Genomic DNA, 12,901 nt, shown 5'->3' with positions numbered 1-12,901 from the left:
TTGGAATGGTGCAATGTTTGGCCAGGTAAACCTTAGTTACCTTGGCAGGTTTTAGAGTAGACAAAAGAACACCAGTCCACAGACTGGTGTTGGGGGAAGTGGACATTGGGTGGAATCAGTAGTCTGTACGCTGCTTCCAGGCCTCATCCAGCAATTTGGATTTTTGCTCAAAAATTGCTTTTTTTGCTTCCAGGTCTTTTTCGGTTTGGGCTTTTTCAGCCTGATATTGCTTCAGTTTTTCTTGCTCTTGCGTCAGTAGCGCTTGTTGCCGCTGGATTTTCTGCTCGATATCGCTCAATTTGCTCATGGCATCGCCCACGGCATCACGGGCACTGGCGGCCTCTGATTGTTCATTGCTGATATTTCGTGCGAAGGCAGGCTCGCTTAAGATCAACATCAAAAGAGCGGTGATGGTCAATATACGCATAAAGAACTCCATAATAAAACAGTGTAATGATTAAGAAGCGTTGAAAAGGCAGAGCATGGGCATTTCAATCGGTTCAGTCAATCTTCATAATGAAGATTATTATCTAGTAGACATTTTTAATGGAATTGGTTTAATTGGAGGCACATATCCATCATTCAATGTTTTTAAAAACGCGATAACATCTTTGATTTCACGCGGTGACAATCTCGGTAAATCACCTTTTAGCGGTTTAAAAGGAATCTCTTTATTCACATTTTGATGATATTCTTCAGGCAAGTCATTGAAGCGGATAGGTTTCCCTTGATGATCCCGGCCATACCATCTGGCGGGCTTAAGATCCCGTGTCACATAAAACTCCAATACCTCCTGCAAGCTATGAAAAATGCCGTTATGAAAGAAACGATGGCGTTTTGCGACATTCCTTAATGAAGGCGTTCTAAAAAGCCCACAATAATTCTTTCTGGTTTTCAAATCCGTTCGTAATGGACCGCACATTCCCAAATCATAAAAATTAATCTCTGCATTGGCAGGGATTTCTTTATTTCTGGGTACGCCAAGCGCTGCATATCCAAAATCACTGAATACGGGCGGATGACTTTGTGGATCTTTTTGTGAACTGGTGTGACAACTCGCACAATTGCCTTTTTTCGGATCGTTAAATAAAGCAAATCCTCTTTTCTCACTTGCTGTGAGTGTCACCTCATCGCGCATATAAGCATCGAACTTACTGTTAAATGGATAAAACTCAGTGGCCGATTGCTCAAAGCTCTCCAGTGCAATACCCATCCAATTTACAACATCATCAACATTCTCAAAGACATCTTGATTAGGTGCGCTGACAATGCGCCGGAACTCGTCTGCATAGGCACTCCGGCGTAATTTTTCTGCAATTTCAACGGCAGACTGGTTTGCCATTTCATTCTCATCCAGCAATGGAATCATGGCTTGCGCATGGCCCGTATCCACGCGCCCATCCCAGGTATGTCCCCCCGTCGGGCCTTCATCATCCTGGCCACCGGTTGCTTCTGCAACCATAAAGTGCTCAGTAAATCTTGTCACTGCATTTGTGTAAGTTAATGAAGGCGTGTTGCGGAAACCAGTTTTTTGCAGATGATCGCCACCCATTTGTACCGAGAGGGCATTTCCCGGCGCATATGCATGTGACGGTTGATGGCAGGTCGCGCAAGACATTTTGCCAGACGCCGATAAACTGGCATCAAAGAAAATTTTTCGCCCTAAGCGCTGTAAGTCAGGCGGGGCCGGATAGCTTCCATACACCAGGGGATAATAGCTATCGGAGCCGACGGGCGCAGCCAATACGCCTGATGCTGACACCTGACCAGAGGAAAAGCAAAGCCAGGCAATGATGACGAAACGAAGAAATAATTTATACATTGGTTACAAGCCATCGCTGGGTAGATCCAGCGTATTGAAGGTCGCCCGTAGGGCGACCTCAGATATTTAAAACGATTTGATTGCACTGCGGCGCCGAGCGACACCCAGTAATCCTAACCCCGTTAACAGCATCGCGTAGCTATCTGCTTCCGGTACTGCAGAAACAGTGAGGCCGAATGCTAATGGTGTTGAGGTGGTTTGATAACTCGCACCGTCAAAAAAAGCGGTATGTAACAACGGTTGAGTCACCTGTCCAGGCACAATAAAGTTAATGCCATCCTGTTGTTCTTCGATGGCAACCCAGTAGGTTCCGGCACCCACACTCCAGTTCAGGTTGGATACACCGTTCCAACCATCTGCACCAAAGGAGGCAAGAGTCGTATCCCCATCAATCAATGTCCCGACTTGGTTTCCTTTGTCAGAGTATAAAGAGATGGAAAATGTATCGCCTGCACCTGTGCCGAGATCAGCTTGCAAATAAACCTGAATACGGTCAATCGTCAGGCTCTGTGCAAAACTCACTTGGCCTGCAATATATTGCGCTGAATTGACACTCAGCAGGCTTGAGGTGTTATCAGGTGTACCTGTATCGACGACCATTGCAGCATTGGCTACCTGACTCCCGGCCAAGCCGAGGATCAAAAATAGAGTATTTAATTTCATTTAGTTGCCCCTTATTGCAACAAATTAACGGTTGCAAATTTCGCTGTTGGTCCAAAATTCGCATCAAAGCCGTAGGTATTAATGTCTACCAATCCACTCTGATGAATTTGAACGGTTGCCCAGGAGTAAGAGCGATCTGTGGCAGGACTGTAAGAGGTGGTATTTGCTGGAACATCAAATGGTGAGCCACCTGCACCGACAATGACCTGATAAGCATTGCCACCGATGGTCGATTGGGTGCCATTGGTATTGGTGACTGTAAATACTGGGCGAGACACATTGTAAGTGTGCTCATGACCACAGAAATAAGTTGCTTTGTACTGCTCAATGATGGCCCAAAATGCAGCCGCAGAAGTCGTACTTAACCCGCTAGGGCTGACTCCTGCAGCATAAACATAAGGTTTGGCCGGTTTGTGACCAAATACAAAAAAGTGACGTGCCCCACGATTTTTTGCAGCAGCCATGTCTGCTGATAACCATGCCGTCGGTGCAGTTCCATCTTTTCCGACTGGATCAGTATTGATGACGATAAAGTGAGAATCAGCGACATCAAAGCTATAAGACAATTTATTCTGGCTAGTGGCTAGGCCATCTGCCGTTCCAGGGAATTGCAAGGTAGCGTCACTGGCATCTCCTGAAAAATTCAGCTCTGAGTTGTCTACCGGAAACGGAAAACGCGACTTATCAAGAATGATGTCTGCCATATTGCTACGCCATGCATTTTCATTCTCAACCTGTGCCACTTTGCCAGAGGCTTTAGACTGGACCTCATGGTTGCCTGGTACAGGCACAACATACGTACCCGTCTCTTGTAAACTGGTCACCATGCCGCGCCAGAACCCGTATTGCTGACCATATTTATAAATATCAGTCTTGGTAATATCTGTTGCCGTGGTTGCGCCACTGATCTGGCCTATGGTTGTGCTTGCTTTGCCATATCCCATGATCATGTCACCATTAAAGAACAGCAAGCTCGGTTTTTGGGCTTGTATCGAGCGAATAATTCTTGACCAAGCTTTGGTATTTTGTAACCAGATAGCATCTTGTGCTGTCAGCGTTGGAGTCGTGGGATCTTCTCTGGAGTCACCCACGGTAGAAAAAGTAAGTACGACCGGATCAGAGGCCGCTACGGCACTTAAGCTGCATGCCGTCAGCGCGCCAACGATCAAGCGTTGTAGCCATGTATGTAATGTATTTTTCATGAAATCCCTCTAAAAAAAATCAGCCTATATACGATGAGGTAAATCAGGATTGAAATTCCTCGCAGCGCAGCATATCTAGGATTTATGACAAGTATATTTAGCAATACTTACACTCTCTAGAAGCGCTACTCAGCGATTACCGATCACTCTCACTATAAAATGCACCTTTTTGTTTGAATGGCTGTTTACAGATGTGATGTAATCCACAACAATGCCGTGTTTTGTGTGAGTGAGGAATCATGCGTTTTTTATGGGTGAGTATCATGCTGATGCAGTTTGGCACTTTACAAGCGCAAGAAGCGTTCGAACTTGCTGGAAAGTCCATTCCGACTGGCACAGTGGCATCTTGGATGATGGATGTCGCGTCCACGCACATCCCAGTGACGGTGATTCATGGGCAAACGCCAGGACCGGTATTGACCCTGACAGCAGGCATCCATGGCGATGAGTTTCCTGCGATTCTTGCCCTGCAGCAATTGCGCAAACAGATACAGCCCGAACACTTGAAAGGCACCGTGATTCTGGTTCATTTGGCGAATCTTGAAGGGTTTCATGCACGCCGTATTGCGCTCAGCCCGGTGGATGAAAACAATCTGAATCGTGTGTTTCCCGGTAGCGAACAAGGCACTCTGACTGAACAAGTGGCCGCTTTTCTAACGGCAAAAGTCATTAGCAAAACCGACTACCTGATCGATATCCATTCAGGCAGTGCCAACCAGCATTTATTGCCACATGTGTATTCGCCGGTGTTGCATGTGCCGGCGCTGGATGCCAGAACGCAGCAATTTGCTGAGAGTCTGGGATCGCCAGAGATCGTGCTTTATGATGGCAGGCCGAATGATCCTGATCATTCCATTTCCTACCCGAATACTGCACAGACCCGGGGTAAGCCTGGATTAACACTTGAAGTCGGGCAGTTTGCACAAAGTGATGCCGCTTTTGTGGCCATGATCATGCAAGCGTGTGCACGGGCCATGCATGGCTTGGGGATGATTGATGCGCCAGAGACCATAGTTATCAGCACACCAGACACTGCACAGGTGGCCTCGCCAATTCACTATTACAGCAAACTGATTGAAGTACGCAGCACGCAAACCGGCTTGTTTACGGCTAAATCCAGCATCGGCGATTGGGTATCAGCGGGGCAGGTGGTAGGCGAGGTGACGGATTATTTTGGCGACAATATTGAAACCTTGCGCGCGCCCGTGGCCGGGCGCATCCTGATTCAAAATGCCACGCCACCGATACGCGCGGGCGAAGTCACCTTATCCATAGGCGTGTTGAAGACGCCTTAGCCATTAACGGCAGGGTGCGGACTTTACTTACCAGCATCGTCTGCGCCAAAGACGGGCATGGACTCGAGATCTTTGCGATTTAATGCCCGCTCCTCAAACAAGAATGGATAGATGGCTTCACGTAGGTGGGTGTGAAATTGCGCTATCTGCTGTCTGTGTACAAGCAGATGGCGAACATCGCTGCATGCGACGGCTTCCAGTTGCGACTGCGCCCAGACCGTGGGCAACCACCACCCCATCTTTGCTGTCGCCTCTGCCCTCAGTTGTAAGGCGCGTGTCCGGGCAGCTACTTGTGCTTGCAAGTGGACATCCCCCATATGCTGAAAGGCGTAGTACCATTTCCAGTGAAAGCGGCCTGTGACGGGCGACGTGTCTTTCCATTGTGGATACAATGCGTAGAAGGGTTGCAGCGTATCGTCTTTTGGTAAATCCCAGGCGCCATGTACTAATTGCCGATGCTGCATGGCAAGCTGGCTACCGTCTTGCAAGGGATAATGGGCGTGCAGCCATAGCTGGCAAAGATTCGGTAAGACCACGCATAACATGACCCAAATGCTGCTCAGCAACATGGCATTGAAGTTGGCGTTGAGCGCTCGCTTGCGCAGGCTGACTGCACTACACAATGCAGACCATAAAAACGTGTATAAGGCTGTAATGGTCAGCACGCGTAACAGCGGCGACCAGGAAAGCGAGTGTAGCCAGGCAAACAGTAAAACCGGTAGTATGAAGACAAGCGTGACAAGCAGCCAGCGGCATAACACGCGTTTAAGCCAGAACTGGCCAGGCGCTTTTACCAGGCTGTGCAAAAACAGTAAACGTTGCGCCTGTTGCTCGCTCGCTTTCAGGTCATGCATCAGGGCGATACAGAGCAAAGGGGCAAAAAATACCAGCAAAAATGTGTAATCAAAGGTCCCCAGCATCACATATTCAGGGTGATGTGACTCCCCATCGTAAAGCTGGCTCTGCAAGCCAAGTAAACGTATCCGTTGCACATACGGCACCACCAGCCGGTTGCCTAGCGCAATAAAGCTCCATTCGCCAGGTTGGTAATAGACGTTGTGGAACAGGTAATAGCCAACTTCGCCTGCCTCCAGGGTCCCTTCATGGCTGAAGCGCTGGATAAAGTCCTGCTTGCGCAAGGTCTCTTCCTGTTGCGCATGCTGAATCTGAGACTGGATATGACGGATATTTTGCCAGCCATTTAACAGGCTAAAACTAACCAGTAACAGGCTTAGCCAAAGCAACAGCGTCATGCTGCGTTGCTTGAGCAGCAGGGTGAGTTCATTTTTCATAGTCGGTGCGAAACCCTCACAAGCAAGGAGCCAGGCAATAACAGCCAGCCAATTAACACCAGAAAAGCTGCAGTCAGGCTGGCATGGCTGACTGCCATCGGTGGCAGATTCACTGGAGGACGGGGCGCCTTCTTCCACAAATCCGCAGAAACACGTGTGTTCTTATCATCATGCTGATCCACTTTGTAAGTGTGGATCTGGTTCAGATATTGGATTAATTGATATCGCCGGGCTTCAGACTGCCGGATAAACGCCTGGTAATGTGGCAGGTCATTGCCGCTAGCCGCCATCTGTATGTATTGCAGCGCCAAGGCCGGTGTCAGCCATAACCAGTGCCGGATACTTTCATTCTGTTTTGCCAGCTGCGCATCATGCAGTGCCTGTTGTTCGCGGTAGACAGCTGTGGTCAGACGCTCGCCTTCCTGCATTAGCAGGCCATTGTAGTTGACAGGCAGCTCTTCCACGCTACTGACATGATACTGGCCGAGAATGCTTTTTTTAAAGGTGGCAAAATGCGGATCGTCAGGGTTATGGCTGTCGCCTATGCTTTGCAGCTTGGTTTCCGCATGGAATTCAGCCTCGACGCGCGGTTGTGTGGGATAGGCGATCTGAGCCAGATTTGCCAGCCCGCGCGGGAAAATAATGCAGATACAGACCCAGCAAAGCAATAAAGTCAGCAAGGCACTATGTAGTTGCCGACTGTACCAGGACACGGTGACGACCAGCAGACACCAGCCGCCAATGTAAAGCACTTGCGCCAGCAACATGATCCCCAGCCTGGACCATAACTGATCACTGTGCCAGCTCCATACCAGCGTTAACAGTGCTTGCAGGCACAAAAGTAACAGTTGCGGTAAAAACAGTGCCAGCCATTTTCCAGCCGCAATCACCCAGCCAGGCGTGCCATTGCCACGCATGAACGCCAGGATACCGGTGATTTTATCGGCAGTGACGGTGGCATAGGCAATCATGATCAAAAACAGTGGCATCCACCATTGCACGATCATGGCTGGTGTAATCAATGAAAAGCGCCCCAGTGTAGTGGCTTCAGTCGCCGGGTTGAAGTTGGCACTGTTCAGGCGATGTGCTTCCAGATACACCAGATGGCCAGACTGGTCGAGGATGCCGGGTTCGATCACACTGAGCGGATGGACCGGTTTGGCGACGAAATCGCCAAAATGCGAGACCCTGTGCGGGTGACGGTCGGGTTGCGATTGCCAGTCATGCTGGCTACGCGCCGTCACCTCGGCCACCGTCTGTGCATGATCTTGCCAGTGGTGATGGGCGGCCAGGGCGGCAATGCCCCACAATGTGACCAGCACTATCATTAACAATGCCGGAACGCGCGCATGCCATAACCTGCGCCATTCATTGCAGGAGATTTTCCAGATCAATGCGCTCATACTTGCCCCTGGTACAGCTTTTTCAGGCTATCCAGTGTCAGTGCTGACTGGTCCAGGACTACCGCTTGCAACTGCCCATTGGTCAGCATCAGCAAACGGTCAGAAAAACCAATGGCAGACAACACATCATGCGTGACGACCAGCACGCCCATGCCGCTTTCTTTGCATTGCATAATCAGTTGATTCAAATCTTCGGTCGCTTGCGGGTCCAGGCCAGAGTTAGGCTCATCTAGTAACAGCAAGGTTGCCTGTTTGGCCAGCGCAAATGCCAGCATCACCTTTTGTTTCATGCCTTTGGAGTATTCACTGCAAGGCCGATGCCAGGCTGTTTCCGGTAAGCCAGCCATGGTCAGGCAGCTGGCAATATCCTTTCCATGATCTATATCGGCCAGGCTTAAGAAATAACGGATATTCTCTATCGCAGAGAGATGTCCATATACGGCAGGTTGCTCTGGCACGTAGGCAAGGTGCGATAGCGCCCGCTGGCGGTCCTGTGCGATATCAATGCCGGCAATCAGGATATTGCCTGTTTGCTCGGCGTTGGCATGTAAGCCTAAAATACTTTTCAGCAGCGTTGATTTACCGGCGCCATTGCTGCCCAATACAGAGACGACTTCACCTGCCTGTAAGTTGAGCTCAAGCTGATTTAGAATTTTCCGCTTGGAAAACCCCAGGCTTAGCTGTTGAATCGATAGCAATGCAGTCATAAAAAATCCACCGTTGCTGTGAGCATAAAGTTACGGCCAGCACCGGGGGCGAAGTTAAGCTGGTTGGTCGCACCCGTGGATGAAAAGTCATACACATACTCATAGTACTTGTCGAAAATATTGTTAGCTAACAAGCTGACGCGTCCCCAGCTGGTTTTATAGTCAATATTGGCATTGGTCAACGTATAGCCGCCGTATTTGCCGCCCTGATTACTCTCATTGACGTAGTAGTCGCCTTGGCTGTCCACGTGAAGGCGCGCAATCCAAGTTGCATTGGGCGCATATTGCAGGCCCAGCGAGGCGGTGTAAGACGGGATGCTGCGAATTGAATTGTCTTTGAATTGCGGGTGTTGAGCATCTGGCTGAACAATGTTTGCATCCACGCGCGACATATTACCCCAAAAGTGCCATTGCTCGTCCAGCGCATAGTCAAAACTGGCATCTATCCCTTGCCTGCGGGTTGAACCGATGAGTTGGTTAATGTTGTCGATATTAATAAATTCGTTTTCAGCTTGTTGTTGCCAATAAGACAAACGCGTATTCAAATCAGGATGCCATTGGCTCTTTATTCCTAGCTCCCAACCATCGTTGATTGCTACCTTTACGTTGGTCGGGCCATTGGTACTATAAAGATTAAGGTTAACGCCAGTGGGCGTTTGAAAACTGCGCCCCGCATTTACAAATAAAGTTTGCTGCGCATTCAGGTTGGCAAACAAGTTGAATTTGGGTTGTACGATGGTCTGGTTATCCAGCATGCGCGTCCTGAGAGTGGACCCATTAATCACAAACTGATTTCTCGGGTCACTGTTCAAATAATCCACGCGATAGGCCAGGTTCCAGCGTAGCCAGTCTAGCGGCGTGTTTTCAAATTTGGCGTAAATGCCTTGTGCTGTAAAGTCGTATTGGGCATTGCGCCGGATAGTGGTCAAACGTTGACGGAATTCATCGACATGCTGGCGTTCAATATCGTAGCCAGTTTCAAAAGCCCAACTGGGATTGATTTTCCAGTTTAACTTGCTGACAAAGCCAATCGAAGTCTCGTCCTCCAAGCGATGTTCAAGGCCTGGCGATCCAAAAAAACGTACATTTCGTTCACGATCAAAATTCTGCCAATAGGCTTTCAGACTTAAATCCAGATCGTTATTAAAAAAGTAATCGTAATGCAGGCTCAAATGCTTGAATTCTTTTTCACCGCTATCGTTGAGTGCATTGGGGGCTACGCCTCTGCGATCATCCCGCGCCTGTTGTTTGGACATAAAACCCGGTGCTTCAGGCGAGTTGTATTTGCCATACTTGGCGCTCAATGCCAGGCTGGACTGCTCGAAATCCAGCTGCCAGCGACCGGACAAGGCAATTTTTTCATTTTCGGTATGGGCACGGAAGCCATTGCCTTTGCGGTAGCCGATTGCATAGTTTTGTGTGAAATCACCTTTTTTTTCACCATAGTAGCCTTGCATTTCGCGGGTTTGAAAGCTGCCATAGCCAAACTGCAATTGCTTGCCGATATCTTTACGGGTTTCCACCTTGTAGTTGCCTGCGGTGGCAAACAGGCCGGTTGAAGCGTCGCTGGTCCCTTTAAACACTTGGGCGCTCTGAATATTGGTCGGGAACAGGTAATCCAGCTCGCTGAGACCTGAGAACAAGTTAGACGGAATGCCATCTACCAGCACTTTGGCATTCGGTGTTTCGCCATTGCCACTAAAACCGCGGATAGAGACTTCTGTATTGACAATGCCCTGGCTAAAACGTGACAGCACCACGCCTGGCGTTTTGCTAAACAATTCCAGGGTATCGGTGACGTGTTCATATTCCAGCTCTTGACGCGTAATGACATCTACCGAGCCAGCTAGGCCTTTATCAGTGGCCGAGACCTGCTCTTTTTTGCCGAGCACCACGACGCTATCCAGCTCGACGCTGGTGACTGGAGCTTCACTTTTCTTGGCTTTACTACTTTGCTTGGAAGGGTCCAGTTCTACCGTGTCTTCAGCATAAACCGCTACCGCCGGGAACAACATGACTGCCAGCAGGCTGGCAATCGTTTTTGGGTACATCATGATTTATCTTCCCTGTGTGTATACGTATTCATAATCTGGTTCGGTGTGTTCTCTTCGCGCCTCATTGCAGCCAGTGGCTGAGGCAATATATTTTATTTTTATCGGGGTAAAGCTATTAAATAAGAATCATTATAAAGTGATCTATGCGACTTCTCCTTAAAAAAATACTGCCTGATGTAGAAAAAAACACAGCAGGCAAATAGTGAAAAAATGGTGTGACGGACTGTCACTTTTTTGATGCTTTAATCATGGCAAAGACCACCGATCAGCCGGTGATCAGCGGTCCGTTGTCCATCACATGAGTAGCGGCGCAGTAGATTAAAAGTATTTATTCAGACCAATAAACACCCCTCTGCGCGGGCCAAATTGTGGCGCATCAATGCCAATGCCAGAGCCATCTCGTAATTCATACTTCTTATCAAACAGGTTGATGATGGCCAGTCTGGTTTCCAGCTTGCCCAGGGCGCCTGCATTGATCATGGTGGTAGCACCCAGGTTAACCTGGGTGTAGGCGGGCATGTGTTCGGTATTGGCAAAGCCACGGCGCAGGCCGCTGCCAAAGAACGCATCGGCGCTGAGCTGATAGCCTTGCCATAAATAACCCACGCCAGCGGACGCGGTGTAGCGCTGGTCATGGTCGGTATGCACCCAATGATTGGCGGTATAGTCCAGCTCATCTTGCTCAAAGTTATATTGTGCAGAGACGACTTTTTTGGCCAGGCTCATGGAGCGTGAGAGGTTGGCATAGGCAGAGAAGGCTTCGTCTTTATAACTCGCGGTCAATTCAAAGCCATAAATTCTGCCTTTGTCATAGTTAAAAGGCGTGTAGACCAAGGCTTCACCAAAGCGACCCTCATCAATCAGGTCCTGGACAATTTTGTAGTAGCTGTCGAAGCCCACGGTGAGTTTGGGCGTTAACTGGTGACTGACGCCGACGTCAAAATAATGTGAGCGCTCGGGTTTGACCGCACCATTGAGGTCACTGGTGGCAGCATTGGTGGTATTGCTAAACAAGGCCAGTGTTTTAGTGCCGACCAACTCCGTCGGAGGCGGTGTAAAGTATCTTGAGTAGGCCGCATGGAAGGTGGTTTGAGGTGTGGCATTCCATACCAGGCCCAGGCGTGGGCTGAGCTGGCCGCCGCTGACATAGGCATTCATTTTGTCAGCACGCACGCCATAGTTCATCACCAGGCTGTTGTTGATTTTCCATTCATCCTGCAAGTAAAGCGCCAGCAAGGTGTTGCCGTTTTTGTGATTGTTATCAACAATGGTGGCCTGGGTGTTGGTCGTCGTGCCGCCCGAGGTCAGGAACACATTGGCGGTATTGTCGCTGGTGATATCTTCGGTGCTGGTAAACATCCCCATGCGGATGGTGTGGCTATCGCCCCAGTGATAGCTGCCATCGGCTTGCAAGCCATTGCTCATGCTGTCTCTAAACACGCGCGAGGCCACGCCATTAAAGGCCAAGCCCCCCGTGATATCCGGCGTATAAGTGGTGCTGGTATAGCGTGTGAACAGCGAAACCTGGTAATCGAAATCAGCGCCAATGGAGCTCTGCACGGCCAGTATGCCGTACTGGTTACGCTCGTTCTGGCGATCTCTCAGGCTGGAGGAGTTATAGCCAGACAAACCCAAGGCCGAGAGATAGTCGCTGTTGGCCGCCTGCGCCGGGTTATTGGGGATTTGAAAATTACCATAGTAGGAGCCCAGCATCGCCACAATTTGCGTTTCCGGATTCAGCAAATACGACATGTAGGCGAAGCCTTTGGTTTGCTGGGTATTATCATGAATCGGGTTGTAGCTATCGGTGGTATTTTCGATGCCGCGATTATTGGAGAGATAAGAACCCGTGACATAGTAACTGAAGTCACCCGTGGAATTGTGCATTTGAATACTGGGGTTGACGGTGTCGCTGGTGCCACCATAAAAGCCAACATTGCCGCCCGGTTTAAAATTTTTCTTGGTCTCAATCTCAATAACCCCGGCCGTTCTGTAGCCATACTGCGCAGGCAAAGCACCGGTGAGCAGATTGATTTTATCGGCAAAGCGCGTATCCAGAATCTGACCAAAACCATTGATGCCCTCCGGCAGAATGACGCCGTTAATCCGGTATTGGATATTGCCGTGATCGCCACGGATATGCAGTTGCCCATAAGAGTCATTGGCGACGCCAGGGGCGCGTAACAAAATCTGGTTAAAGCTGTTGTTTTCACCGCCTGGAATATTGCTAATATCTTTCTGGTCAAAGCGGTATACGCTGCCGCCCGTGGCGGGTGACAGGCTATTACGGATTTTGCTGAACCGTTCTGCCGTCACTTGCACGCTATCGAGCTCGAGTGCGCTTTCATCCACCGGTTCTGCCAGTACAGAGATTGCAGGGTAGCTGGCAAACAGGCCGCCCACCGCTACAGAAATGATGCGTTTGATCTTCATAAAGTTGTCCTCTTGGCCTCACGCTGAGGC

General features: G+C 49.4%; 10 protein-coding genes. 1 reads left to right on the top strand and 9 read right to left on the bottom strand.

What is annotated here, in order from left to right; translation table 11 throughout:
* Positions 1-115 precede the first annotated feature (115 nt).
* From ACT53C_RS09945 to ACT53C_RS09930, 4 genes are all read right to left on the bottom strand, one after another.
* A complete protein-coding gene (locus tag ACT53C_RS09945) occupies positions 116-427 on the bottom strand; it encodes a hypothetical protein (RefSeq protein WP_476145817.1) in 312 nt (103 codons plus the stop codon).
* A gap of 99 nt (positions 428-526) precedes the next feature.
* Entirely contained in the window at positions 527-1,822 is a 1,296-nt protein-coding gene (locus tag ACT53C_RS09940) for a cytochrome-c peroxidase (protein ID WP_476145815.1), read from the bottom strand.
* Between the two features lie 66 nt (positions 1,823-1,888).
* Positions 1,889-2,485: a PEP-CTERM sorting domain-containing protein gene (locus ACT53C_RS09935; RefSeq protein WP_476145813.1), complete on the bottom strand. Its 597-nt coding sequence runs from the start codon at positions 2,483-2,485 to the stop codon at positions 1,889-1,891.
* Positions 2,486-2,496: 11 nt separating this feature from the next.
* Positions 2,497-3,687, bottom strand: a complete 1,191-nt coding sequence (locus ACT53C_RS09930) for a metallophosphoesterase family protein (protein ID WP_476145811.1) — start codon at positions 3,685-3,687, stop codon at positions 2,497-2,499.
* A 239-nt stretch (positions 3,688-3,926) separates the two neighbouring features.
* Between ACT53C_RS09930 and ACT53C_RS09925 the strand changes: the two genes are divergently transcribed.
* A complete protein-coding gene (locus ACT53C_RS09925; protein WP_476145809.1) occupies positions 3,927-4,982 on the top strand; it encodes a succinylglutamate desuccinylase/aspartoacylase family protein in 1,056 nt (351 codons plus the stop codon).
* Positions 4,983-5,005: 23 nt separating this feature from the next.
* Here the strand turns inward: ACT53C_RS09925 and ACT53C_RS09920 are convergent, their stop codons facing one another.
* The 5 genes from ACT53C_RS09920 to ACT53C_RS09900 all read right to left on the bottom strand — a co-directional run bounded on the left by ACT53C_RS09920 (position 5,006) and on the right by ACT53C_RS09900 (position 12,871).
* Complete coding sequence (locus ACT53C_RS09920; protein WP_476145807.1) at positions 5,006-6,274, bottom strand: DUF3526 domain-containing protein; 1,269 nt, start codon at positions 6,272-6,274, stop codon at positions 5,006-5,008.
* Positions 6,271-7,677 carry a DUF3526 domain-containing protein gene (locus ACT53C_RS09915; RefSeq protein WP_476145805.1) on the bottom strand — a complete coding sequence of 469 codons (1,407 nt, stop codon included), beginning with the start codon at positions 7,675-7,677 and terminating at the stop codon, positions 6,271-6,273. The genes ACT53C_RS09920 and ACT53C_RS09915 overlap by 4 nt, the downstream gene beginning before the upstream one ends.
* Positions 7,674-8,384 (bottom strand): ABC transporter ATP-binding protein, encoded by a 711-nt coding sequence (locus tag ACT53C_RS09910; RefSeq protein WP_476145803.1) that lies wholly within the window; start codon positions 8,382-8,384, stop codon positions 7,674-7,676. Before ACT53C_RS09910 ends, ACT53C_RS09915 begins: the two co-directional genes overlap by 4 nt.
* A complete protein-coding gene (locus tag ACT53C_RS09905) occupies positions 8,381-10,438 on the bottom strand; it encodes a TonB-dependent receptor (RefSeq protein WP_476145801.1) in 2,058 nt (685 codons plus the stop codon). Before ACT53C_RS09905 ends, ACT53C_RS09910 begins: the two co-directional genes overlap by 4 nt.
* A 318-nt stretch (positions 10,439-10,756) precedes the next feature.
* Complete coding sequence (locus tag ACT53C_RS09900) at positions 10,757-12,871, bottom strand: TonB-dependent receptor (RefSeq protein WP_476145799.1); 2,115 nt, start codon at positions 12,869-12,871, stop codon at positions 10,757-10,759.
* Between the last annotated feature and the right edge of the window lie 30 nt (positions 12,872-12,901).

This window comes from Methylophilus sp. DMC14, from assembly GCF_056314085.1.
This window is presented reverse-complemented; position numbering and strand designations above follow the sequence as displayed.